The organism is Paraburkholderia sp. FW306-2-2C-D06C (assembly GCF_058781505.1).
Window position 1 is genome coordinate 56,422 of record NZ_JBYSWU010000028.1, and the last position, 25,879, is coordinate 82,300.

17 protein-coding genes and 1 tRNA gene are annotated in these 25,879 nt (G+C 63.2%); 10 read left to right on the plus strand and 8 right to left on the minus strand.

Annotated elements, in window-relative coordinates:
- Window positions 1-141: 141 nt before the first annotated feature.
- Window positions 142-2,226 (minus strand): 3-hydroxyacyl-CoA dehydrogenase NAD-binding domain-containing protein, encoded by a 2,085-nt coding sequence (locus tag AC3WLT_RS21360; protein WP_492593678.1) that lies wholly within the window; start codon window positions 2,224-2,226, stop codon window positions 142-144.
- A gap of 136 nt (window positions 2,227-2,362) precedes the next feature.
- A complete protein-coding gene (locus AC3WLT_RS21365) occupies window positions 2,363-4,045 on the minus strand; it encodes a 3-(methylthio)propionyl-CoA ligase (protein WP_492593679.1) in 1,683 nt (560 codons plus the stop codon).
- Window positions 4,046-4,232: 187 nt separating this feature from the next.
- On the opposite strand from AC3WLT_RS21365, the gene AC3WLT_RS21370 reads away from it, so the two are divergent.
- From AC3WLT_RS21370 to AC3WLT_RS21390, 5 genes are all read left to right on the plus strand, one after another.
- Window positions 4,233-5,804: a protein adenylyltransferase SelO gene (locus tag AC3WLT_RS21370; RefSeq protein ID WP_492593680.1), complete on the plus strand. Its 1,572-nt coding sequence runs from the start codon at window positions 4,233-4,235 to the stop codon at window positions 5,802-5,804.
- Between the two features lie 52 nt (window positions 5,805-5,856).
- Window positions 5,857-6,279 carry a peptide-methionine (R)-S-oxide reductase MsrB gene (gene msrB, locus AC3WLT_RS21375; protein ID WP_492593681.1) on the plus strand — a complete coding sequence of 141 codons (423 nt, stop codon included), beginning with the start codon at window positions 5,857-5,859 and terminating at the stop codon, window positions 6,277-6,279.
- A 263-nt stretch (window positions 6,280-6,542) separates the two neighbouring features.
- A complete protein-coding gene (locus AC3WLT_RS21380) occupies window positions 6,543-7,073 on the plus strand; it encodes a septation protein A (RefSeq protein ID WP_492593682.1) in 531 nt (176 codons plus the stop codon).
- A gap of 1 nt (window position 7,074) precedes the next feature.
- Window positions 7,075-7,389 carry a BolA family protein gene (locus AC3WLT_RS21385; RefSeq protein WP_492593683.1) on the plus strand — a complete coding sequence of 105 codons (315 nt, stop codon included), beginning with the start codon at window positions 7,075-7,077 and terminating at the stop codon, window positions 7,387-7,389.
- Between the two features lie 11 nt (window positions 7,390-7,400).
- Complete coding sequence (locus AC3WLT_RS21390) at window positions 7,401-8,180, plus strand: peptidylprolyl isomerase (RefSeq protein WP_492593684.1); 780 nt, start codon at window positions 7,401-7,403, stop codon at window positions 8,178-8,180.
- A gap of 396 nt (window positions 8,181-8,576) precedes the next feature.
- Here AC3WLT_RS21390 and AC3WLT_RS21395 read toward each other — a convergent pair whose 3' ends face one another.
- The 3 genes from AC3WLT_RS21395 to purL form a co-directional block, all read right to left on the minus strand.
- Window positions 8,577-8,843: a hypothetical protein gene (locus tag AC3WLT_RS21395; protein WP_492593685.1), complete on the minus strand. Its 267-nt coding sequence runs from the start codon at window positions 8,841-8,843 to the stop codon at window positions 8,577-8,579.
- Complete coding sequence (locus AC3WLT_RS21400; RefSeq protein WP_492593686.1) at window positions 8,843-11,194, minus strand: DUF6531 domain-containing protein; 2,352 nt, start codon at window positions 11,192-11,194, stop codon at window positions 8,843-8,845. The genes AC3WLT_RS21395 and AC3WLT_RS21400 overlap by 1 nt, the downstream gene beginning before the upstream one ends.
- 567 nt (window positions 11,195-11,761) lie before the next feature.
- Entirely contained in the window at window positions 11,762-15,937 is a 4,176-nt protein-coding gene (purL, locus tag AC3WLT_RS21405; RefSeq protein WP_492593687.1) for a phosphoribosylformylglycinamidine synthase, read from the minus strand.
- Window positions 15,938-16,276: 339 nt separating this feature from the next.
- Between purL and AC3WLT_RS21410 the strand changes: the two genes are divergently transcribed.
- The 3 genes from AC3WLT_RS21410 to pgi all read left to right on the plus strand — a co-directional run bounded on the left by AC3WLT_RS21410 (window position 16,277) and on the right by pgi (window position 21,180).
- Window positions 16,277-17,572, plus strand: a complete 1,296-nt coding sequence (locus tag AC3WLT_RS21410) for an FAD-dependent oxidoreductase (protein WP_492593688.1) — start codon at window positions 16,277-16,279, stop codon at window positions 17,570-17,572.
- Window positions 17,573-17,682: 110 nt separating this feature from the next.
- Window positions 17,683-19,272: an NAD(P)H-hydrate dehydratase gene (locus AC3WLT_RS21415; RefSeq protein WP_492593689.1), complete on the plus strand. Its 1,590-nt coding sequence runs from the start codon at window positions 17,683-17,685 to the stop codon at window positions 19,270-19,272.
- A gap of 285 nt (window positions 19,273-19,557) precedes the next feature.
- Entirely contained in the window at window positions 19,558-21,180 is a 1,623-nt protein-coding gene (gene pgi / locus AC3WLT_RS21420) for a glucose-6-phosphate isomerase (protein WP_492593690.1), read from the plus strand.
- A gap of 76 nt (window positions 21,181-21,256) precedes the next feature.
- Here the strand turns inward: pgi and AC3WLT_RS21425 are convergent, their stop codons facing one another.
- Window positions 21,257-21,943: an ABC transporter ATP-binding protein gene (locus AC3WLT_RS21425; RefSeq protein ID WP_115099920.1), complete on the minus strand. Its 687-nt coding sequence runs from the start codon at window positions 21,941-21,943 to the stop codon at window positions 21,257-21,259.
- A gap of 28 nt (window positions 21,944-21,971) precedes the next feature.
- Here AC3WLT_RS21425 and AC3WLT_RS21430 point away from each other — a divergent pair, with 28 nt between their 5' ends.
- A complete protein-coding gene (locus tag AC3WLT_RS21430; protein WP_492593691.1) occupies window positions 21,972-22,646 on the plus strand; it encodes an arylesterase in 675 nt (224 codons plus the stop codon).
- Window positions 22,647-22,766: 120 nt separating this feature from the next.
- Window positions 22,767-23,108, plus strand: a complete 342-nt coding sequence (locus tag AC3WLT_RS21435) for a hypothetical protein (RefSeq protein WP_492593692.1) — start codon at window positions 22,767-22,769, stop codon at window positions 23,106-23,108.
- A gap of 201 nt (window positions 23,109-23,309) precedes the next feature.
- On the opposite strand, the gene AC3WLT_RS21440 is transcribed toward AC3WLT_RS21435, so the two are convergent.
- Together AC3WLT_RS21440 and AC3WLT_RS21445 are read right to left on the minus strand one after the other, a co-directional pair.
- Complete coding sequence (locus AC3WLT_RS21440; RefSeq protein WP_492593693.1) at window positions 23,310-25,247, minus strand: SurA N-terminal domain-containing protein; 1,938 nt, start codon at window positions 25,245-25,247, stop codon at window positions 23,310-23,312.
- Between the two features lie 86 nt (window positions 25,248-25,333).
- A tRNA-Asp gene (locus AC3WLT_RS21445) sits at window positions 25,334-25,410 on the minus strand.
- Window positions 25,411-25,879 lie beyond the last annotated feature (469 nt).

A 25,879-nucleotide genomic window follows, 5' to 3' on the forward strand; every position in this document is an offset into this window, starting at 1 on the left:
TACACGGGTCCCATACAAGTTGGCTGGTACTTCCAGATGTCGATGGCGGCGCGCCGGCGTTTTCGCTCAGCCGCGCCGCCCACTCGTTTCACTCATTTTCAGCCGGGCGGCCGTTCAGCCCGGTCAGCCCGGTCAGCCCGGTCAGCCATTAAAGCCACGGCCCTTCGCCGCCAGCTCCGCAATGCTCGGCGCCAACTGCCACGCATCGCCGTTCTGCTGCGACGCGTAGCGGCGAATCGCGCGCTCCACGTTGTAAAGGCCGACCGTGTCCGCGTACAGCATCGGACCGCCGCGATACAGCGGGAAGCCGTAGCCGGTCAGATAGACCATGTCGATGTCCGACGCCTTCGACGCAATGCCTTCTTCGAGAATCTTCGCGCCTTCGTTCACGAGCGCGAACACGAGGCGTTCGACGATTTCCTCGTCGCTGATCTTGCGGCGCTCGGCGTTGGTTTCCTTCGAGTACGCGGTGATCATCTCGTCGACCACCTTCGACGGATACGCGGCGCGGTCGCCCGCCTTGTAGTCGTACCAGCCGCCGCCGGTCTTCTGCCCGAAACGCCCCGTCTCGCACAGACGGTCGGCGATCTTCGAATAGTGCATGTCAGGATGTTCCTGATAGCGGCGCTTGCGAATCGCCCAGCCGATGTCGTTACCGGCCAGGTCGCTCATGCGGAACGGCCCCATCGCGAAGCCGAACTTCTCGATGGCTTTGTCCACCTGCGCGGGCAGCGCGCCTTCTTCGAGCATGAAGAGCGCCTGGCGGACGTACTGCTCGATCATCCGGTTGCCGATGAAGCCGTCGCACACGCCCGAGACGACCGCGGTCTTCCTGATCTTCTTCGCCAGTTGCATGACGGTGGCGAGCACGTCTTTCGCCGTTTCCTTGCCGCGCACGACTTCGAGCAGCTTCATCACGTTGGCCGGGCTGAAGAAGTGCATGCCGACCACGTCCTGCGGACGCAACGTGTACGCGGCGATCTTGTCGACGTCCAGAGTCGAGGTATTCGACGCGAGGATCGCGCCGGGTTTGGCGATCTCATCGAGACGCCTGAACACCTGCTCCTTCACGCCGAGTTCTTCGAACACGGCTTCGACGATCAGGTCGGCGTTCTTCAGGTCGTCGTAGGAGAGCGTCGGCGTGATCAGCGCCATGCGCTGTTCGAGCGCCTCGGGCTTGAGCTTGCCCTTCCTGACCGTGGCTTCGTAGTTCTTGCGGATCGTAGCCAGCCCGCGCTCGAGCGCTTCCTGCTTCGTTTCCAGCAGCGTGACCGGAATACCCGCATTGATGAAGTTCATCGCGATGCCGCCGCCCATCGTGCCGGCGCCGATCACGGCGACCTGCCTGATGTCGCGCACCGGCGTATCCGATGGCACGTCGGGAATCTTGCTCGCCGCGCGTTCGCCGAAGAACGCATGACGCAGCGCGCGGCTCTCAGGCGTTTGCACGAGCGCGATGAAGCATTCGCGCTCGAACGCGAGACCCTTGTCGAAACCGTTCTGCACGCCCGCTTCCACTGCGTCGATACATTTCTGCGGCGCCGGGAAATGCTTCGCGACAGCCGCGACGCTGTTGCGCGCGAACTGGATGAAACCGGCCGCATTCGGATGTTCGATCTTGCGCTCGCGCACCTTGGGATGCGGGCCTTCCTTCGCGCCGACTTGACGGGCAAACGCGAGCGCCGCTTCGGCCAGATCGCCTTCGACGACTTCGTCGAACAGACCCGAGTCGGCCAGCTTCTCCGACATCACCGGCGCGCCGGAGACGATCATGTTGAGCGCCGCTTCGAGACCGATCGCACGCGGCAGACGCTGCGTGCCGCCCGCGCCCGGCAGGATGCCGAGCTTCACTTCCGGCAGCGCGATCTGCGCGCCGGGTGCGGCGATGCGGTAATGCGCGCCGAGCGCCAGTTCGAGACCGCCGCCCATCGCGACGCTGTGAATCGCCGCGACCACCGGCTTCGCGCTGCTCTCGACGGTCCTGATGACTGTGGCGAGCGTCGGCTCCTGAGTGGCCTTGGGCGTATTGAATTCGGTGATGTCGGCGCCGCCTGAGAAGGCTTTGCCCGCACCCGTCAGCACGATCGCCTTGATGGCCGGATCGTTCTGCGCACGCTCGATCCCTTCGACGATACCCGCTCGCGTCGAGAGGCCGAGGCCGTTTACGGGGGGATTGTTCAGCGTGATGACGGCCACGCCGTCATGAGTCGTGTAGTCCACTGCCATCTGCCTGCCTCCATGCGATGAAGCGGCGCATGGCGCGCCGCCCGTCCGGTTCATCGAGTTGGCTCATTGTCCAACTTTGTGTCCGATTTTTCCGGGGTCAGCAGGCAGGATACACAAAAAAGCACGCTCGTTCAATTTATCGTTGGACGGGGTTTCCCCTGGCAAGCGGACAGTCCTTTTCGTCTGCGAGCGCGGACGGCAACACGTGGTCGCGGAAGAGGTCGCGCAGCTTGAGTTTCTGCAGCTTGCCGGTGGCCGTGTGCGGCAGTTCTTCGACGAATACGACGTCGTCGGGAATCCACCATTTGGCGACCTTGCCGTCATAGAACGCGAGCAGTTCTTCGCGCGTCACGTCGAAACCCGCGCGCTTGACCACCACCAGCAGCGGCCGCTCGGTCCACTTCGGATGCGCGCAGGCGATGCACGCCGCTTCCGTCACCGCCGGATGCGCGATCGCGACGTTCTCGATATCGATCGAGCTGATCCATTCGCCGCCCGACTTGATCACGTCCTTGGAGCGATCCGTGATGTTCAGGAAGCTGTCCTGGTCGATGGTGGCGACGTCGCCGGTGGGGAACCAGCCGTTCACCAGCGGCGAATCGTCCTTGCGGAAATACCGGTCGATCACCCACGGGCCGCGCACGTGCAGATCGCCGAACGCGACGCCGTCCCACGGCAGATCGCGCCCATCGTCGCCGACGATTTTCATGTCGACGCCGTAGATCACGTGGCCCTGCTTTTCGCGCAGTTTGCGCTGCTCGTCCGGCGAACGCTGACTTTGTTCCCACGTCAGCTTCGACAAGGTGCCGAGCGGCGACATCTCGGTCATGCCCCATGCATGGATCACTTCGACGCCGTATTCGTCCTGGAACGCGCGCAACATCGCCGGCGGACACGCGGAGCCGCCGATCACCGTGCGGTTCAGCGACGAAAAGCGCACGCCGGCCTCGCGCAGGTAGTTGAGCAAGCCGAGCCAGACGGTCGGCACACCGGCCGAATACGTGACACGCTCGTTTTCCATCAGTTCGTACAGCGATTTGCCGTCGAGATCCTTGCCGGGAAACACCAGCTTCGCGCCGGTCAGCGGCGCGGCGTGCGGAATGCCCCATGCGTTCACATGGAACATCGGCACGACCGGCAATACGGAGTCGCGCGCGGACAGGCCCATCGCGTCGGGCAGCGAAGCGCCGAACGCATGCAGCACGGTCGAGCGATGCGCATACAGCGCGCCCTTGGGATTGCCGGTGGTGCCGGACGTATAGCAAAGGTACGACGCCTGGCGTTCGTCGAGCGGCGGCCATGCGTAGTTGCCGTCCTGCGCGGTGACGAGCGTCTCGTAGCTGAGCACGGGTGTTTGCATCTTCGGCAGATGCACTTCGTCGGCCAGCGCGATCCAGCCGCGCACCTTCGGGCATTGCGGCGCCAGAGCATCGACAAGCGGCGCGAACGTGGTGTCGAACAGCACGTAGGCGTCGTCGGCGTGATTGACGATGTAGGCGATCTGATCGGGAAAGAGGCGCGGATTGATCGTGTGGCACACCGCGCCGAAGCCGGTGGTGCCGTAATACGCTTCGAGGTGCCGGTAACCGTTCCAGGCCAGTGTGGCGACCCGCTCGCCGGGTTCGACGCCCAGCGCGATCAGCGCCTGCGCCAGCTGCTTCGCGCGCTTTTCGCAGTCGCGATAGGTGTAGCGATGCACGTCGCCTTCGATACGCCGCGACACGATCTCGGTATCGCCGAAATGCCGCGCGGCATGCGCGAGCAACGAAGACACGGTGAGCGGCACGTCCATCATCTGGCCAAGCAGCGGCGTCGTCATAAAGAGAGGTCTCCTCGCCTTGTTTCCGTCAATCGGGGTTGCGATGGGCTTGCGGGGCTTGCGTTTTTCTACGTGTCGCGGGGGCTTTGGCGAGGGCGCCCAGCACGCGGGAGGTGTCGGGCAAAAGGCCTGCCAGCAGCTCCGCGGGCGCGGACTTACAATATCGGTTAATCCAGAGGCGCTCAATATGTCGTTTTCCCCAAGCATTGCAGGGTTATCCGGGCCTTTGTCCGCTCTTTCCGACGCTCTTGCCACCTCGCCCGAAAGCGCGTTCGCGCGGCTCGGCAGCACGTTTCTGACGCGCCTGCCCGCGGCGCCGCTCAGTGCGCCGTACATGGTCGGTTTCTCGGCAGAAACCGCCGCGATGCTCGGTTTGGAACCCAGCCTCCAGAGCGATCCCGGCTTCGCCGAACTCTTCTCCGGCAACGCCACGCGCGAGTGGCCGGCCGAGGCGCTGCCGTACGCTTCGGTGTATTCAGGGCATCAGTTCGGCGTGTGGGCCGGCCAGCTCGGCGACGGCCGCGCGCTCGGTCTTGGCGAAATCGAACATGACGGCCAGCGCTTCGAGCTGCAACTCAAGGGCGCGGGGCGCACGCCCTATTCGCGCATGGGCGACGGCCGCGCGGTGCTGCGTTCGTCGATTCGCGAGTATCTGTGTTCCGAGGCGATGCACCACCTCGGCATTCCGACTACCCGCGCGCTGTGCGTGATCGGCTCCGACCAGCCGGTGCGGCGCGAGGAAATCGAAACCGCCGCGGTGGTCACGCGCGTGGCGCCGAGCTTCGTGCGCTTCGGGCACTTCGAACATTTCTATTCGAACGACCGCACCGACGCACTGCGTGCGCTCGCCGATCACGTAATCGAACGTTTCTATCCGCATTGCCGCGAAGCCGACGACCCGTATCTCGCGCTGCTGAACGAAGCGGTGATGTCGACCGCCGATCTGATGGTCGAATGGCAAGCGGTCGGCTTTTGCCACGGCGTGATGAACACCGACAACATGTCGATCCTGGGCCTCACGATCGACTACGGCCCGTTCGGCTTTATGGACGGCTTCGACGCCGGCTACATCTGCAATCACTCGGACTCGCAAGGCCGTTACGCGTATCGTATGCAGCCGCAGATCGCGTATTGGAACCTCTTCTGCCTCGCCCAAGGCCTGCTGCCGCTCATCGGCGCAAAGCACGAGGAAAGCGTGCGCGGCGACAAGGCGATCGAAGACGCGCAACGTGTGCTCGGCGGCTTCAAGGACCGTTTCGCGCCGGCGCTGGAGCGGCGCATGCGCGCGAAGCTCGGCCTCGAAATCGAACGCGACGGCGACGATGCATCCGGCGACGCTTCGCTGATCAATCGCCTGTTCGAAATGATGCACGCCAACCGTGCGGACTTCACGCTGACGTTCCGCAATCTGTCGCGTCTCTCGAAGCACGATGCGAGCGGCGACGCGCCGGCGCGCGATCTGTTCCTCGAGCGCGCCGCCTTCGATGCGTGGGCGAACGACTACCGCGCGCGGCTGTCCCAGGAAACACGCGACGACGCCGCGCGCGCCATTGCAATGAACCGTGTGAACCCCAAATTCGTCCTTCGCAATCACCTGGCGGAAACAGCGATCCGCCGCGCCAAGGAGAAGGACTTCTCCGAAGTGGAACGTCTGGCGACGGTGCTGCGCCGTCCGTTCGACGAGCAGCCGGAATACGAAGCGTATGCGGGGTTGCCCCCGGATTGGGCGAGCTCGCTGGAAGTCAGTTGCTCTTCGTGAAGCGCCGCTGCAAGCACGCTCCAACAACAAACCCGAGACAGGAACCCCGACCATGAACAACCCCGACGACCTCGAGACCGGCGCCCCGGCCGTGCAGAAAGACGACGCGGAATGGCGCAAGCAGCTGTCCGACATCGAATATCAGGTGACGCGCCACGCCGCCACCGAACGGCCGTTCACCGGCCGCTACCACGACCACTGGGAGCGCGGCATCTATGACTGCGTCTGCTGCGGCACGCCGCTGTTCGAATCGGACACCAAGTTCGACGCCGGTTGCGGCTGGCCGAGCTACTTCAAGCCGATCAACGGCGAAGTGATCGCCGAGAAAACCGACCGCTCGCACGGCATGCTGCGCATCGAAGTGCAGTGCAAGAATTGCGGCGCGCATCTGGGCCATGTGTTCGAAGACGGACCGGCGCCGACCGGCCTGCGCTACTGCATCAATTCGGCTGCGTTACAATTCGAGCCCAAGTAACGCAGCGCGGAGTCCGGCGCGTTGCCGGCCGGCGTGCACCACCTGCATCATTGATCGTCGGCCGGCCGCGACGCACTTCGTCCGGCTTGCGAACCGGCCGACCCGTTACCGGCAGTCAGGCAAAGCGCGGCCGCCAACACTGGCCGGCGCGGCTCGCCCGGCCGCCGCGACGGACTCTTCAGCACGCACACCACCGGGTGCGCGGCTAAAGCGCCCCTCCTTGTCCGACTCACTGACTCACTCTCCGAAATCCCGACCAGATAATGAAATTCCTGTTCGATCTGTTTCCGATCATCCTGTTCTTCGTCGCCTTCAAGGTATGGGGCATTTTCACGGCGACGGCAGTGGCGATCGTCGCCACGCTGGTGCAGATCGCGTGGGTGGCGTTCCGCCACCGCAAGGTCGATCCGATGCTGTGGGTGAGCCTCGGCGTCGTCACCGTGTTCGGCGGCGCGACGCTCGTGCTGCACAACGACACCTTCATCAAATGGAAGCCGACCGTGCTGTACTGGGCGTTTTCGGTCGCGCTGATCGTCTCGCAACTGGCCTTCAACAAGAACCTGATCGAAGCGATGATGGGCAAGCAGATCTCGCTGCCGCACGCGATCTGGGGCAAGCTGAATATCGTCTGGGCGGTGTTTTTCGTGCTGCTCGGACTGGCCAACCTGTTCGTCGCGTACAACTACACGACCGACCAGTGGGTCAATTTCAAGCTGTTCGGCGCGACCGGGTGCCTGGTGGTGTTCATCGTCGGGCAGAGTTTGTGGCTGTCGAAGTATATGAAGGAAGAATGACATGACGAGCGATGTGTTCATGCACGCCACCACCGCCGAGCGCGCCGCGCTGATCGAAGCGCGCCTCACCGCGGCGCTCGCGCCCGTGACGTCGATCCAGATCACCGACGACAGCGCGCAGCACGCCGGCCACGCCGGCGCGTCCGCCGGCGGTCATTTCAGTGTCACGATCGTGAGCGCCGCATTCGCCGGCAAGGCCCGCGTGGCGCGGCATCGCATGGTGTATGATGCGCTGGCCGATGCCATGCAGCGCGGCATTCACGCCCTTGCAATCACGGCGTATACGCCCGAAGAATTCGCTTTGTTGCCCCGCTAGGAAAATTTTCGATGACCTTGAAGAAAACCCGCCTCTGGGTATTGCTGGCTGCATTTGCGGCCGCACCTGCATTCGCACAGAACATCGCCGTCGTGAACGGCACGCCGATTCCGAAGGCGCGCGCCGATGCGCTGATCGACCAACTGGTTCATCAAGGCCAGCAAAACACGCCGCAACTGCAAATGGCCGTGCGCGAAGAGCTGGTGAACCGCGAAATCCTGATGCAGGAAGCGCTGCGCCGTGGTCTGCCGAACCGGCCGGACATCAAGGCGCAAATCGCCGTCGCACAACAAACCGTGGTGCTGCGTGCGCTGATCGAAGACTTCGTGAAGAACAACCAGCCGACCGATGCCGAAGTCACCGCGCGTTACAACGCGCTGATCAAGGACGCGGGCGGCAAGGAATATCACCTGCACCACATCCTCGTCGACAACGAGCAGCAAGCCAAGGATCTGATCGCGAAGATCAAGGGCGGCGCGAGCTTCGAAGATCTCGCCAAGCAATACTCGAAGGACCCGGGATCGGGCAAGAACGGCGGCGACCTGGACTGGTCGGACCCGAAGGCCTACGTGCCTGAATTCGCGGCCGCGGCCACGCATCTGCAGAAAGGCCAGATGACCGACGCGCCGGTGCATACGCAATTCGGCTGGCACATCATCCGTGTCGACGACGTGCGCAACATCACGCCGCCGCCGCTCGAACAAGTGCGTCCGCAGATCGTGCAGCAGATCCAGCAGGAAAAGCTGCAAGCGTTCGAAGAAGGTCTGCGCAAGAACGCGAAGATTCAGTAAGCGGGTTTTTGCCTGCCGGTTGAGAATAGAAAAGCCGCCCGAGGGCGGCTTTTTCGTTCTATTTGGACAACTGCACCCCCTACCTTGTGGGGAGTGTTCTGCGTCACTGATCGGTAATCGTTGCCTTCCTGATCTCTTGCAGCGCGTTGACCAACTCGTCTAGAGGGACTTCTTGGTCATTGCGCCGTTTGGTTCTGCCCCTCATAGCTCTGCCACGAGGTTTTCTACGCCTTTCTCCTGATTCACCCTGACAACTGGATATCGGTCTATCAGGATTTCAAGTATGAGCTTTTCATACGTGTAATTTCCGAGGTTCCATTGCCTGAAGACGGGGACGGAAAGCTCCAACCGGTAGGGAGCGGCTATCGTCCGGGCAGACAGCAGTGAGGTACTGCTCTACTGCCTGTCGATTGGCTCTTGCGTGACAGTCATGTATTGCTTGATGTCTGGCTGACCCAGCGCGATCGCGTTGAGCATTGCGACTCCAAGCCGACGCGCGAACTCGTCGTCAAGCCTGAAATCGAATTCGTCTAACAGGATCGGCACTTCGAATATTCCAACCAGGAGCGGGGCCAGCCTGGCTGGGTCAACTAACTGCACAGTCAACCGTTGACGGTCTTGGTCGTAGTTCAGAACCACGGAACGCGGTGGATCAATAGCCATCAATGCCCTCTGCACTGTTGATAATCTTGGAATGCCTGCTGTTTGCACAGCGCGACGCCCCGCGCACCGCCCATCGGGTAAGCGATCGAAGCGCACAGACGCATATTGGATTCATACTTCGCGAAGCATTCACTCTCTCGATCTTCCCTGCCACCGCACTTTACCATTCCACCGTCGCCGCTTCTGGCTCCGAAGACACTGCTGTAAAGCATTGCCGTCTTTGCGGAACGAGTTGAATCTGGCACGAGGGCAGGATAGGGAACCTGCGACTGATCGCTTAGCATCAACTCCATTGCGACGCCCGACTTTCCGTATGCCGCGTCCAGTTCACTACCATAGAGCTTCCACGTCAGCTTTGCTTTTGACGTCATGTAGCATTCGACGCAGAGTGCTGGAACGAATGTATTGGCGTCAGACTTGAGTCCTGTGAGGTTAGCGGGTGGCGACACCGGATCATTACTCAACTCCCAGTTGATGAGCCACACTCCCAGTTCCGCGTCGCTGATTGCCTGCGCACCGCCACCATTTTTCGCCACCGTCGCGCTGCGGGAAGAGACGCCGCCATCGGGCGAATAGCCATAGCGCACAGTCAGCAAACGGGCGAGCCCCCCATTGGCAGAGGATGCCTTTTCGTCGTAGACAAACTTGCTCACGCGACCCCGTTTGTCATAGCTGATGGTGGCCTTGCCGGTGTTGCCCGCGACGACAGTTGCACGGTCTGCAGCGTCCCGCTCAAGTGTCGTCATCGCCCATCCGGACACCGCGTCCTGCGCTGACGCGATATTGCCCATTGCATCGTATGCGTACGTCCAGCTTTCGAGCTTCGTGCCATCGCTGATGATAGTGGCTGACAGAAGCCGGTCGGCGGTGTCGTAACGCGACCCGACCGTTAGCAGACTGCCCGTCTTTGCGGCGTTCATGCCCAGTTCGCCAGTCAGATCGGTGGTTTGCTGCTCTGCATAGCCTGTGACATTGCCGCGTGCGTCATAGACGAACGCGCGGATCTTTCCGGGCGTGGCAACCAGGTGAGGCTGCAGCGTGGTCGAATCGCTGTATTCAATCGTCGTAACTGTGGTTTTCCCATCCAACGTTGCAGCTGCCTTTGTTGCCCGGTTTGCGCTGTCCCAGCTGTACTGCACATTCCCGTTGGGCATCGTTTTCTGCTTCAGACTGCCCGTCGTATCCCATGTCCGGGAGGTCGTACCGTCCGACGCGACGATCGAATTCGAGCGCCACAAGCCATTGAAGCCGAAGTTGAAGGTCGTCGCCCCGTACATGTCGGTGACGGTTGTCTTGCCGTTGCCATAGCTGAAAGAAGCGTTACGTGTCGAATCCGGATGCGTGACCGTTGCTGCCCGTCCTTGTGCATCGTATGTCCACGTCGCGATACGCGAGCCGCTTTCATCCTTGACGCCCGTGAGCGCGTTAGGGAAGCGCGCATCGTCGTAAAGGTACTGACGAACGAAACCGTCTGGACGCGTCACCGATACAAGGTTGCCCTTCGTGTCGTAGTCGTACTGGGTGACATTGCCCACCGGATCGGTCATTTTGACAATGCGGTCCGAGTCGTCATATTCGAGCCCGATCCTGAATACAGGCAGACCGCCCATACCAATCGCGCGCTGGTTGATCTGCACCATGCGGTTCCGGCTGTCGAACAGAAACTTGCGCACTACGCCGGTACGCGTGGTTTCGGAATAGATTCCCCCGGTCCCGAAACCATAGGTTTCAGTAGTGCCCGTTAGCTGGTCCTTAAGACTCCAGAACCCGTTCTGCTCAACCCAGAGCGAAAGCCAGGGACGGCCAGCAGCTACCCACTTCCCGCTTTTCTGCCTGAACACAACGGGTTGGCGATCTGAACGGTACGCTGTCACCGTTCCGTCCGAGCCACTTCTGGCACTCAGATCGAGACGACGCTCCCAGTTGTTGGCCCACCCTTGCCCCATCGTCGATGGAGCAGCATCGAACGGCTTTGACAGATAACTACGTGTGAACGTCAGTGGCTGCGCATCACCACTCGCAAAATCCAGTTCCGGCAGGATAACCTTGCCCGTCGCCGGGAACACCGGATCACTAACGGGACACGTCTCGTCCTCGGACTTGTCGCCACTCGCGCACCATGCCCTGATGCCTGCCATGTCGTTCAGGCAAGCGTAGTTGCCCATACCCCCTGGGGTATTACCAGTCACATCAAGGGGACAGGACCATGTACCCGGTATTGCTCCCGACTGCGAATAGAGCATGGGGCAATCCACCGCGTTTGCGCCGAAGGCAATCAGCATCAGCATGAGTACGGCCAGCAGGCGAGCCACCATCGCTGCTGGCCCGTCGGTCAGTCTGTTATTTTTCATCGTCATCCTTATTGGTTGTACTTGTTTGAAGCCTAAGCACCCTATAAGGAGCATCCCCTCCCAACTATCCGACAATTCCTAAAATGGTGAATCCCATGCATCCGCGCAACAAATGCTTTCAATACGAACATCAAGGTCTGTAGGAAACCACACAAGATCTGTCAGATTTAGACGTGCCATTACAACGAAAACCGGAACGTCAGTCCTCGAACGGCGGCACAAAGTACGCGCCTGACGCGAGATATACCCGCGTGAACGCGGATGGAGACAGACGGTTCGATGCGGGACAGCGGGAATAAAAAAGACGGGGCGCATTAGCAGCCGCCTCAAAGGGAGATGTAGCGTGGGGAAGCGTCACCAACCAGACGGCTCAAGGCCTTACCCAACGAAAAACGACCCGGACGTACATGCGACCAGGTCGTTAATTCACGACATCAACGTGATAGCGTTCGATACCTAAAAAAGGACCTTAACGGAGCAGCATTACTGCCCGAGGGCGGCTTTTTCATTTCTACACGTTCTGCTTTTTAAAAGACCGCCGCGCGATGCAGCGGCCTTTTTTTTACCTCAACCCAGCCAGCGGCGCGCGTTCTGGAACACGCGCATCCACGGGCTGCCGTCCGTGCCGCCCTCGCCCCAGCCTTCCGGATGCCAGCTCATCTGCACCGCGCGATGCACGCGCTCGGTGTGCGGCATCAGCACGGTGAAGCGGCCATCCGGCGTCGTCACCGAGGTAATGCCGTCCGGCGAGCCGTTCGGGTTGAACGGATATTGCTCGGTGGCCTGGCCGCGGTGATCGACATAACGCATCGCCACGGCCACCTTCGACGCATCGCCTTGCTGCGAGAAGTCAGCGAAGCCTTCGCCGTGCGCGATCGCCACCGGAATGCGCGAGCCTTCCATGCCGGCGAAGAAAATCGACGGCGACGCCTGCACCTCGACCAGCGAGAAGCGCGCTTCGAATTTTTCCGACTTGTTGCGCGTGAACTTCGGCCACGCTTCGGCGCCCGGAATCATCGACGCGAGGCTGCTCATCATCTGGCAGCCGTTGCAGATGCCGAGCGCGAACGTGTCTTCGCGGCCGAAGAACGCCGCGAACATGTCGGCCAGTTGCGCGTTGAAGCGGATCGCCTTGGCCCAGCCTTCGCCGGCGCCCAGCGTGTCGCCGTATGAGAAGCCGCCGCACGCCACCGCACCGGCGAAATCGGCCAGCGTGGCGCGGCCCGACAACAGGTCGCTCATGTGCACGTCGTGCGCGTCGAAACCGGCGCGGTCGAATGCGTACGCGGTTTCGAGGTGCGAGTTCACGCCTTGCTCACGCAGGATCGCCACGCGCGGCCGCGCGCCCTTGCCGACGCCCCGAAGGAAGTCCCCTTGGGGGGCGCCCCGAAGGAAGTCCCCTTGGGGGGCGCCCCGAAGCAAGTGCCCTTGGGGGATGAACGGCGCGGCGACGTCTTCAGCCGGATCGAATGTGAGGACCGGCGAAATGCCCGGATCGGCCGCGTCCAGCAGCGCGTCGTATTCGGCGTCGGCGCAAGCCGGGTTGTCGCGCAAACGCGAAATGCGCCAGCTCACTTCGCTCCACGCGCGATGCAATTCGGTGCGCGGCGCTTCGTAGACCTTCTTCGCGTCGCGGTAGATTTCAATCGTGTCGCGTTCGTTGATTTTGCCGATCACGTGCGAGCACGCCGACAGACCATGCTCGCGCAACGCGCCCAGCACGGCGTCGCGGTCCGCGGCGCGCACCTGGATCACCGCGCCGAGTTCCTCGGTGAAGAGCGCGCGGATCGTGCGGTCTTCGCGGCGGCCGCTGGTCTGCCTGGCCCAGTCTTTGGCGTCGCCGTAATCGGATTCGTGATGCGGATCGAGCACCAGCATGTCGACGTTCAGCGACACGCCGACATGACCCGCGAACGCCATTTCGCACACCGTCGCCCACAGGCCGCCGTCCGAGCGGTCGTGGTACGCGAGCAGCTTGCCGTCGCTGTTGAGCGACTGGATCGCGGTGAAGAAGCGCTTCAGATCTTCCGGATCGTCGACGTCCGGCACCGTGTCGCCGACCTGCTGCGTGACTTGCGCGAGGATACTGCCGCCCAGACGATGCTTGCCGCGGCCGAGGTCGATCGCGATCAGCACCGAATCGCCCACGCCATCGGTTCCACTCGCGCGGCGCAGTTGCGGCGTGAGGTGACGGCGCACGTCTTCGACCGGCGCGAAGGCCGAGATGATCAGCGAGACCGGCGCGACCACTTCCTTCGCGACGCCCTTGTCTTCCCACTTGGTGCGCATCGACAGCGAATCCTTGCCGACCGGAATGCTGATGCCGAGCGCCGGGCACAACGCCATGCCGATTGCCTTGACCGTGTCGTACAGCGCGGCGTCTTCGCCCGGTGCGCCGCACGCGGCCATCCAGTTGGCCGACAGCTTGAGCTTATCGAGCGACGCGATCGGCGCCGCCGCGATGTTGGTGACCGCCTCGCCGACCGCCATGCGGCCCGACGCCGGCGCGTCGATCACGGCGAGCGGCGTGCGCTCGGCCATGGTCATCGCTTCGCCGCGAAAGCCGGCGTAGTCCATCGTCGTGATCGCGACGTCGGCGACCGGCACCTGCCACGGGCCGACCATCTGGTCGCGCGCGGTCGTGCCGCCGACCGAGCGGTCGCCGATCGTGATCAGGAACGACTTGCTCGCCACCGTCGGGTGACGCAACACGCTGAGCGCGACGTCCGACAGCGCTATGCCGGTGACGTCCACCGGCTCGAGCTTCGTCTCGACGCGCTTGACGTCGCGATGCATGCGCGGCGCCTTGCCGAGCAGCACTTCCATCGGCATGTCGACCGGCTGATGCGCGGCGCCGTCTTTCAGTTCGGCGTCGATCAGCTTCAGCTGGCGCTCGGCGGTGGCCGTGCCGATCACCGCGAACGGGCAGCGCTCGCGCTGGCACATCGCCTCGAAGGCCGGCAGATCGGCCGGCGCGATCGCCAGCACGTAACGCTCCTGCGCTTCGTTCGACCAGATTTCGCGCGGCGACAGACCGCTTTCTTCCAGCTGGATCTTGCGCAGTTCGAAGATCGCGCCTTTGCCCGCGCCGTCCACCACTTCCGGAAACGCGTTCGACAGACCGCCCGCGCCGACGTCGTGAATGCTCAGAATCGGATTCTTTTCGCCGAGTTGCCAGCACGCATTGATGACTTCCTGCGCACGGCGTTCGATTTCCGGGTTGCCGCGTTGCACCGAGTCGAAGTCGAGTTCGGCGGTGTTGGTGCCGGTCGCCATCGAGCTGGCCGCGCCGCCGCCCATGCCGATGCGCATGCCAGGGCCGCCGATCTGGATCAGCAGCGACCCTTCCGGCAGATCGTGCTTGTGCGTGTGCTGATCGGAAATATTGCCGATGCCGCCCGCGATCATGATCGGCTTGTGATAGCCGCGCACCAGACCGGCCACGTTCTGTTCGTAAGCGCGGAAATAGCCGCCCAGATTCGGCCGGCCGAATTCGTTGTTGAACGCGGCGCCGCCCAGCGGCCCGTCGATCATGATTTGCAGCGGCGACGCGATGCGGTCGGGACGGCCGTACGCTTCGTGCTTGTCGTTCGGATTGCGGTGCGCGAGCGGCTGCGCGGCGTCGCGGGCGTTTTCCCATGCTTCCACGCCGTCCGGCAATTCCAGATTCGACACCGTGAAGCCCGCCAGACCCGCCTTCGGACGCGCGCCGCGGCCGGTTGCGCCTTCGTCGCGGATTTCCCCGCCCGCGCCGGTCGAGGCGCCCGGGAACGGCGAGATCGCGGTCGGGTGGTTGTGCGTTTCCACCTTCATCAAGGTGTGCGTCAGTTCGACGTTGCGGCGATAGTGCTCGGGCAACCCGTTTTCGCCGGGTTCAGCCGGCGTGCGCGGGAACCAGCGCTCGGCCATGCCGCCCGCCATGATCGCCGAGTTGTCCGAATACGCGACGATCGTGCCTTGCGGATTCAGCTTCTCGGTGTTGCGGATCATGTTGAACAGCGAGATGTCCTGCGGCTCGTCGTCGATGGTCCATTGCGCGTTGAAAATCTTGTGGCGGCAGTGTTCGCTGTTGGCCTGCGCGAACATCATCAGTTCGACGTCGGTCGGGTTGCGGCCGAGCTTCGTAAACGCGTCGACCAGGTAGTCGATTTCGTCGTCGGCGAGCGCGAGGCCGAGTTCCGTGTTCGCCGCTTCCAGTGCGCCGCGGCCGTTGGCGAGCACGTCGACGGTTTGCAGCAGCTTGGCCGGCAGTTCGTCGAACAGATGCAGCGCGTGATCGCGCGACGGCGCGACGCTTTCGGTCATGCGGTCATGCAGCGCAGCGGCGACCGCCGCACGGGCTTCGTCGGAGAGCGCCTTCTTGCCGCCCAGCAGGCCGCTTTTCAACGTGACCGTGTACTCGACGCCGCGCTCGATACGGCGCACCTGCGTGAGGCCGCACAGATGGGCGATATCGGTTGCCTTGCTGGCCCACGGCGACACCGTGCCGAAGCGCGGCACCACGAGGAAGCTTTCGGCCGAGCCGCGTTCTTGGCTTTCTTCGAACGGATGGCCGTAGTGCATCAGCGCTTCGATCTTCGCGTTGTCTTCCGCGGAGAGCGGCGTTTGCGCGTTGACGAAGTGCAGATACTGTCCGCGCACGCCGGTAATGTTGGCGTCGATGCGCGTAAGCGTTTCGAGCAGGCGGGTTTGACGGAAATCGGAAAGGGCCGAAGCGCCGGGGAAACACGAGAAGTGGGCCATGGACTTGACGTTGCGTCGCTAATGATGCCGATGAGTGATGCCGATGAGTCGCGCGTGCAGGCGACGTGAGGCGGAAAGGAAGTCCGGGATTATACCCCGGGAACGGGCTTCCAGCGGGCTTGCAGATAGGGGGTTAGCGCGGTGCCGGCAGGGTTTCGGGGCTAGCGCGCCGGGCGCCGCCTGCGCCTCTCGCGTGACAAAGCGATCGGTTTGGCTGCTATCATTCGCCCTTTCACCAGATCGGCGCGAACAGCCTGAGCAAGGCCGGGCTTCGCGCCGCATGCCACGCTTAAGCGGAATGCAGGGCTTCGGTATCCCGCCGGCAAATCGAATCAGAACATGGATGTCATCGTCATCGGCGGCGGGATAGTTGGCGTCGCCACCGCTTATCATCTGCGCGCGGCGGGCCACAGGGTTTGCGTCGTCGAGCGCCACGCGACCGTCGCGCAAGGCGCGACCTATGGACACGGCGGCACCGTCCTCCCGACCCCGCTCGACGTCTGGTTCGGCCCGACTTTCATGGCGAACCGTCAGGGCGTGAAGAACGGTGTCATCAGCAAGACCGGCTTCAACGGGCCGGCGCGCCAGTTCGTCAAGCAGCTTGCCACCTTGCAGGAGCCGGAGGCGTTCAGCCAGCAATACGGGCGGCTGCGCCCGCTGATCGAGGCGTCGCGTGACGCGATGGCCGACATGGAGGCGCGCTTCGGTCTGGAGTTCGAACAGGCGAACGGCCTGCTTTATCTGGTGCGCTCCGCGCAAGAATGGGAGCAGACACAAACCGCGCTCGAATTGCTGCGTCAATACGAAGTGCCGCATCACGTACTGACGCCTGCCGAATGCGCCGCATTCGAGCATTCCGTGCCGACCGATCCGGAATTCGCCGGCGGCGTGCTGTTCGACCATGAGCGCACGGCCAACTGTCCGCTGTTTGCCAAGCTGATCAAACAGACGCTGGATACGCAGGGCGGCGTGCAATTCATGCCTGGCTGCGAAGTGTCGGCGATCCGCCTCGACAGCGAGCGCCCGGCGGTGGAATTGGCGGCGCGCCCCGGCAAGATGTCCCGTTCACGCGACGTCGACGTCATCAACGCTGATGCGATCGTCGTGGCCGCGGGCTACGGCAGCTTGCCGCTGCTCGAACGCCTCGGGCTGCGACTGCCGCTGCATCCGTTGCGCCTGCACACGCTGGTTGCACCGATTGCGCATGAGGAATGTGCGCCGCACGTTGCGATCGTCGATGCGGTGAAGCGAATTGCGATCACACGGATGAACCACCGTCTGCGGATTGCGGGTGGCGCGGTATTGCAAAGTACCGGCCAGATCGACAAACCGCTCGGCGAAGCCTTGACCAAGGAGGCGCTTGCGCTGCTGGGCCAGGCGACGCACGACTGGATCCCGGGCGCCGCACGGATTTCCGCGGCGCTGCCGTGGGAGGGGGTCAAGCTGCTGTCGCCGGATGGTTTGCCGGTGATCGGCAACGCGTTGCATCCTCGTCTCTTTGTGAATGTGGGTCACGGCCCCGCGGGATGGGGGCTGGCATGCGGAGCAGGGAAACTGGTGGCTGATCTCATTGCCGGTGCGGCGCCTGACCTGCCCGTGGATACGTTGGCGGCGCTTCGGCCGGACCGGTTTTAACAGGGGCTTTCTGCCGCGCAGGCAAAAAGCCCCACACACCCAATCCGTACTACCATAATGGCGTCAAAAGCTGACTCACCTTGCTAAAAGGCGAACCCCAAGCCGCCGCCATGATCCGATCCGACACCACGCCACCGCAGCTCGTCACCCCGCACAACCGTGCGCTCCCCCTCCTCACCCTGACGGACCTGAGGATCCTGGAAACCCAGGCATCGGCAGCGTTGCCGGCTCATACGTTAATGGGCCGCGCAGGCAAAGCCGCCGCGAGCTTCCTGAGCGAGCAAATAACCCGTGACACGTCAGTCGCCAGGACAAAGCACAAAGTGTGGCTAATTGCCGGGCCGGGCAACAACGGCGGCGACGCCCTGGTCATGGCGACGGAACTCCACAAAGCCGGCATCGCGGTAGAACTCTGCATGCCCGTCGAGGTAAAACCGGAAGACGCCCGCTGGGCCCTGAACAACGCCCGCGCCGCCGGCATTGCAATCAGCTCGACACTGCCGGCCTCGCTGGACGAATACACGTGGCTAGTGGACGGCATGTTCGGTATAGGCCTGACGCGCCCGCTGGAAGGCGTCTTCGCGACCGCCGCCCGCCGACTCTCGCAACGCAGCAAAACAAAAAAAGGCGGCGTGCTGGCGCTGGACACCCCAAGCGGCCTCGACAGCGATACAGGCACGATAGTCGGCCAGGAGCAAAACGAAGGCGACGCGGTCCGCGCCACCCACACCATCACCTTCATCGGCGCCAAGCCCGGTCTCTTCACGGCACAAGGCCGCGACCTCGCCGGCGCGGTAACGGTGGCGCCGATCGGCATCGACAGCTCCGGCCGCACGGGCGTGCAACTCAACGCGCCCGAACTGTTCGCCGCGTTCCTGCCGTCACGCGATTTCGCCACCAACAAGGGCACGTTCGGCAGCCTCGCGGTGGTCGGCGGCGACACCGGCATGTGCGGCGCGCCGATCCTCGCGGCGCGCGCGGCGCTCTACGCCGGCGCGGGCAAAGTGCACGTCGCCCTGCTGGGCCTTGGCGCGCCGCCCTACGATCCGCCGCATCCCGAACTGATGCTCCACGCAATCGACGATCTGCCGCTCGATACGATGGACGCGCTCGCCGTCGGCTGCGGCATGGGCCACCGCGAGCGCGCCACGCGGGTCCTGCATGACGTGTTGCCCCTCGACGCGCCCAAGCTGCTCGACGCCGACGCGCTGAATCTGATTTCGAAAGACCCGTCGCTTGCGGCAGCGGTCACGGCGCGCGGCGTGCAAGGCGATCCGTGCGTGCTGACGCCGCATCCGCTCGAAGCCGCGCGCCTCCTCGGCACCGACGCCCCTGCCGTGCAGCGCGACCGGCTGGCCGCGGCACGCGCGCTGGCGGCGCGCTTTGCCGGCGTCGTCGTGCTGAAGGGCTCCGGCACGGTGATCGCCGCGCCGGACGGCCGCCTCGCGATCAATCCGACCGGCAATGCCGCGCTCGCGACAGGCGGCACCGGGGACGTGCTCGGCGGCATCATCGGCGCCCTGCTTGCGCAACACTTGCCGCGCTTTGAAGCGGCGCTGGCGGGCGTCTACCTGCACGGCCTCGCCGCCGACACGCTGAGCGCCCAGGGCCACGGCCCGGCCGGCCTGACGGCGGGAGAACTGGCGCCGATGGTGCGGACCTTGCTGAACCGGATGTTCTATCCGGCGCCGAATCGATGAACCCGCATCTCGCGCAGTCTGCCGCAGATGCCCAAACCGCGGCCGCCTCGCTGCCGCCTGTCACGCAACGCCGTTATACTGATTGACTGCGCCGCCCGACAGATTCATTGCGGGGTTGCGGCGAAACTTCAGCGAGTGCTTTCATCCCGAAGCCGGCTCGCGAAGCTTCTCCGAAACCCGCGACGAACCCGGCCGCGCGGCATCGCTCTAACAGCATCGTTGCATCATCCTCGGCAGCGCTTCACGCGCGCGCCTTTCTTCGTGCCCCTTCGTTAGACGGACGCTATGACGCAGAACTCGCTCCCCTCCTGGTCCTCGCTGCAAACGCATTACGAGAAGATTCGCGATGCGCACCTGCGCGACTGGTTCGCCCCCGAGAACGATCCCGCCCCTACCCGTGCTGAGCGCTTTGCGTTCGCGGGCGGCGGTCTCGCGGCCGATTTCTCGAAGAACCGCATCACCGACGAAACCCTGACACTGCTGGTGCAACTCGCCCGCGAAGCCGGCGTCGAACAGCGCCGCGACGCGATGTTCGCGGGCGACGTCGTCAATCCGACCGAAGGCCGCGCCGCCTTGCACACCGCGCTGCGCGCCAGCGACCCGCAAGCGCCGTTCTACGCGCAGGTGCAGGCCGAGCGCGCCAGAATGGCCGCTTTCGCCGACCAGGTGCGCAGCGGCGCCTGGACTGGCTACACCGGCAAACGGATCCGCCATATCGTGAACATCGGCATCGGCGGCTCGGACCTCGGGCCGAAGATGGTCGTGCACGCGCTGCACCATCTGGCGAGCCCGGAGATCGCCACTCACTTCGTGTCGAACGTCGACGGCGCCGATCTGTACAACGTGATGCAGCAGATCGATCCCGAAGAAACGCTCGCGATCATCGTCTCCAAGACCTTCACGACGCTCGAAACGATGACCAATGCGCGCTCGCTGCGCGACTGGTTCATCGAGAAAGGCTGCCCGGAAAGCGCGCTGGCCAAACACTTCGTCGGCGTGTCGGCGAACCCGGCGGAAGTGGTCAGGTTCGGCATCGCGAAAGAGAACGTGTTCGAGATGTGGGACTGGGTCGGCGGCCGTTATTCGCTGTGGTCGGCAGTGGGCCTGTCGATCATGATCGCGATCGGTCCGCGGCAGTTCGGCGAACTCCTGGCCGGCGCCAACGAAATGGACCAGCATTTCCGCGCCGCGCCGCTCGAAAAGAATCTGCCGGTGCTGCTCGGCATGATCGGCATCTGGTATCGCAACTTCTTCGGCTCGCAGAGCTATCTGGTCGCGCCGTATTCGGAAGCGTTGCATTTCCTGCCGTCGTATCTGCAACAGCTCGAGATGGAGAGCAACGGCAAGTCGGCGCGGCTGGACGGCGCAATGGTCGACTATCCGACTTCCGCCGTCACGTGGGGCGAGCCGGGCACGAACGGTCAGCATGCGTTCTTCCAGATGCTGCACCAGGGCCCGACCATCGTGCCGATCGACTTCATCGCGGTGCTGACGCCGGAGCATCCGCTCGTCAGCCATCATCCGAAGCTGCTGGCCAACTGCTTCGCGCAGAGCGAAGCGCTGATGCTCGGCCGCACGCTGGAAGAAGCGAAAAAGGTGGCCGGCGCGGACACGCCGGAACTCGCACCGCATCTGGTGTTTCCGGGTAACCGTCCGACCAGCACGCTGCTGGTCGACGCACTGACCGCCCGTTCGCTCGGCGCCCTGATCGCGCTTTACGAGCACAAGGTGCTGGTGCAGGCGTCGGTATGGAACATCAATCCGTTCGATCAGTGGGGCGTCGAGCTGGGCAAGATTCTCGGCAAGGTTGTCGAGGCGGATCTGACCGCGGCAAGCATCGATGCGGCGAAACACGATTCGTCGACCTCGGCGCTGATTGCGCGGGCACGCGCTGCGTTAAAGCGTTGAACGTGTGCGGCGCGCCCGTTCGCGCCGCATGCGCTTGCGCTGACCGCTCAATGCGCCGGGCGGTGCGGCGCCACGCTCAGGCCAATCGCCCTGCCTCGATCGTCACCGTGGTATCGCAGCGGCGCGCAAGCTCGATGTCGTGCGTGACAAGAATCAACGTAGCGCCGTTCGCGCGATTCATCTCGAACATCAGGTCGATCACCGCATGACCCGTAGCCGCATCGAGACTGCCGGTCGGCTCGTCGGCAAACAGGATCGCCGGGTGCGTGACGAACGCCCGCGCGAGCGCGACGCGTTGCTGTTCGCCGCCCGACAGCAGCTTCGGATAATGACCGGTGCGCTGCCCGAGGCCCACCTGCTCCAGCAAGCGGCGCGCTCGCGCCGCGGCCTCGCGCGTGCCGATGCCCCCTTGCAGTTCCAGCGGCAAGGTGACGTTTTCGAGCGCCGTCAAATGCGGCATCAGTTGGAACGACTGGAACACGAAACCGACCGAGCCGCTGCGCAACGCGGCGCGCTCATCTTCGTTCAGTTCGGTGAGTTCGCGGCCCAGCAGCCGAACCGAGCCCGAACTCGCGCTGTCCAATCCTGCGAGCAAGCCAAGCAGCGTAGACTTGCCCGACCCGGACGCACCGACGATCGCCACACTGCTGCCGGCAGCGATGGCAAGATCGATATCGTCGAGAATCGTCAGTTCGCCCGTAGCATCCTTAACCCTCTTGCTCAAACCCCGCACGTCAATGACTGGATCAGTTTTGTTTAGCATGATGAAGCGTAGGTTGAAAGTGCGCGCCATGGCGCCTCGCGCTGCGGCGCTGACTACGGCATTCGGCTCGGCCGTGCTGGCCGCAGCCATGTTTTCGACGCCCTTCGTGGCTCGCGCCGCCAACGCGCCCGATGCGGCCAAGCCGGTGATTGTGGTTCTCGGCGACAGCATCTCCGCCGAATACGGCCTGCCCCGCGACACCGGCTGGGTGGCCTTGATGCGCCGGCGCCTGACCGACGAGCGAATCGATTATAGCGTCGCCAATGCAAGCATCAGCGGCGACACCACGAGCGGCGGCCGGGCCCGCTTGCCGGCGCTCCTGCAAAGACTCAAACCGAGCATCGTGATCGTCGAACTTGGCGCCAACGATGCGTTGCGCGGCGTGCCGCTCGCCACCACCGAAGACAACCTGCGCACGATCATCGAGCAGGCTCAGCAAGGTCACGCGAAGGTCGTGCTGGTCGGCATGTATGTACCGCCTAATTACGGCCCGGACTACACACAAAAGTTCCACGGCTTGTACGGCGAACTGTCGAAACAACTGCGCGTACCGCTGGTGCCCTTCCTGCTCGCGGGCATCGCCGACAAACCGGAGATGTTTCAGGCCGACCAGATTCATCCGACGCAGCAGGCACAACCCGTGCTGCTCAACAACGTGTGGCCGGCTGTGAAGCCGTTGCTGCGCACAAGTTCGCCGCGCTGAAAAGTTGGCTAACAACGTGTTTCCGAAAATTGGGGAACATGGATCCGTAAGGTCAATTTCGTAATCCATGCAACCTGGCTCGTCTCTGAGTCGATTCTGAGCGACTTTTGAGGAGATGACATGAAATACTTACCGTTAATCGCTTTGACCGTGGCAATTTCTGCCTTGGCCGCTCAACCGCCCGCAGGCGTCCAGTCCGTTGGGCAAAGCCAGCAACCACCTAAGGCCGTCGCTGCCTGCATTGCGCAGAAGTGGGCGGATGGCTCGCAACAAAAAGTCGTGTCGCAAGATACGCTGGCAAACGATCAGGCGCTCGACGTCTACGTTCCGGGCCAACAGCCGCCTAATGGCGCAGCCGCAGTGGTACGCCCGTCGTACACCGGCAAGGGTACGTGGGTCGGCTTCCGCGCGAATGGCGCCGCGGGCAGCGACGCCACTGGTGCGATCAGCGCTTGCCTTTAACAAGGCAACTAAACGCAACTGAAAACCGTCTGGAGCAGCGCTCCGCAGCCAACCGTTCGATGAGTTTGCGCTCGTCAAACTCGCACAATAAAAAAAGCCCCGCAATTGCATTGCGGGGCTTTTTTGCATCTGAGCGTTTCGTCTTACCGCGCGTTGTACCGCGGTTTTACCGCGCGTTTACCGATACGCTGGAGCCGAAGCTTATTCGCCGCTCGCCTGAGCATTGCTGCTGTCGAGCGAACCGTAGAACTTCACCTTCGACCGTTCACGCAGCGCTTGAACATAAGCCTCTGCTTCGGACTGCGCGTCGACCTGCGCAATCTGCTGTTGTGCCGCTGCCAGACGCTGCGGATCGACCGGCGCGCTAGCCGCCACCGAGTTCACGCGATAGATCGCATAGCCGTCGTTGCCGAGATCGACACCGACGTAAGCCGGCAGTTTTTGCGCATCCGCTTTGTAAATTGCGCTCAACGCCGCGGGCGGTACGCCTTGTGCGACGTTACGCGACACCTTCACCGGCGACGAGAAACCCGTCGTGGCATTCGACTTCTGCAATTCGGCCAGCTTCGCAATACCGTCCTTGTGCGCCGCCTCGTCCGACTGAGCCGCGATCACCTTCTGACGCACCGCGTCCTTGATGGTAGCGAGCGCCGGTACCGCCGCGGCCTTGTAGTCCGTCACGCGCGCGGCGATCAGCGTATTGCCGCCGACGTCGATCGCTTGCGTGTTGTTGCGCGCCGTCACTGCATCGTTTGCGAACACAGCGGTGAGGAATTTCGCGTTGTTCAGCGGGCTATCCGGCGGCAGCTTCGCGTCGGGCTGCGGCGTAACCGTGGCCGTTTGCAATTGCAGTTTGTACTTGTCGGCGGCCGGCTGCAGGCTCTTCGCTTTTTCGTAGACGATCGACGTGAAGCCTTCCGACTCGTCGCTGAAGGTCTTGCTCGCCTGCTGCGTCTTGATATCTTTCGCGATCGCATCCTTCACTTCGTCGAACGGCTTGGTGACGGTCGGTTTCACGTCCGTGACCTTGACGATGTGATAACCGAAGTCGGTCTGCACGATGCCGCTGACTTCGTCTTTCTTGAGAGCGAACACGGCGTCATCGAATGCCTGGCCGCCCGCGATCATGCCGCGGCCGAAGTAACCCAGGTCGCCGCCTTTCGATGCGGAACCCGGATCCTGCGAGTTCTGTTGCGCGATCTGCGCAAATTGATCCGGATGCGCCTTGATCTGCGCAAGCAGCTCTTCAGCCTTCTGCTTCGCCTTGGCCTTGTCGGCCGCGCTTGCGTCTTTCGGCGCGGCGATCAGGATGTGGCTCGCGCGCACCTGGCCGTCGGTGCGGTACTTCGCAATGTTGTCGTCGTAATACTTTTTCAGATCGGCGTCGCTCGGTTGCACCGCAGCCGCGAGCGTTGCCGGCGACAACACGAGGTACTGGATCGTTGCCTTGGCCGGCGTGGCGAAGTCGTTGCGATGCGCGTCGTAATAGGCTTGCAGTTGCGCGTCGGTCGGCTGCACCTTCGCTGCATAGTCACGCGGATGGAACGCGATGCCCTGCACTTCGCGCTGCTGTTCGGCGAGTTCGGTCAGACGCTGTGCGAGAGTCTTCGACGTGAATGCGCTGCCCTGAATGCTGGCGGGCAGTTGTTGCGTGGCGATGCTGTAGCGCACACGCTCGTCGTATTGATCGGGCGTCATGCCCTGCATCGCGAGCAATTGCTTGTAACGATCGACGTCGATCGACCCGTCGGGATTCTTCAGCGACGAGATCACCGGATCGTTCAGCAAGACGCGCCGCACGGCGTCGTCCGAAGCGGTCAGATGCAGGCGCTGCGTTTCCTCGGCCAGCACGCGCTGCTCGATCAGACCGTCGAGCATGTCGCGACGGCGCTCCGGCGTGTCGAACGACTTCATGTCGAATTGCGCACCCAGCATCTGGCGGGCGCGGTCGAGCTGCTGACGCATGGCGTTGTCATACTCGGCGCGGGTGATCTTGTGACCGTTGACGCCGGCGACGTTTGCGCTTTCGTCAAAAAAGCCGCGGAAGCCTTGAATACCCACAAAACCCAACCCCGGCACAATGACGAGGATGAGCATGAACATCATCAGGCGTTTGTGATTGCGGAAAAAATCGAGCATGCGTGAGGAGTGCCAAAAACAGAACGCCCGATATTACAACAGCGGGCAATAAAAAAGGCGAACCGGAGTTCGCCTTTCGAAGATACTGGCGGAGTGGACGGGACTCGAACCCGCGACCCCCGGCGTGACAGGCCGGTATTCTAACCGACTGAACTACCACTCCTTGTACTGCGCCTGACTTGCCTCCAGGCCATTGATGCCGCACTACTGCCGACGCACTCCAGCCGGATCCGATGGCGCCGGGGGCTCGAAAACGGCCCGCCAAGCCTTATGGGGTAAGGCGCCCACGCAATCCAATCCGACACGATCCGACGGATACATCGAAAAATACAACGAACGGAAATTGTAACCGAAACCGTCGCATGACCGCAACATTTCCGCACGGCCGCCGCTTTGCCCGACGGGCCTTGAAGCAGGTCAGGCCGATTGGCAGGCCCTGCCGCGAACGGCGTGACAATCCTTTGCCGTCGCTTCAGCTTCGGACATGTCCACACCGCTCCTGTCTTGCCGGAGTATTAGGCGGTCGAACAGTGGCCGGCCGGCGGCCGGCGTGCCGGTGTCGCCCCAAACCTGGCCCGAGCCCCCGCCCCCGCAACTCCGCTCTTCGCCGTGGCGGATGGCGGCGCCGGCGC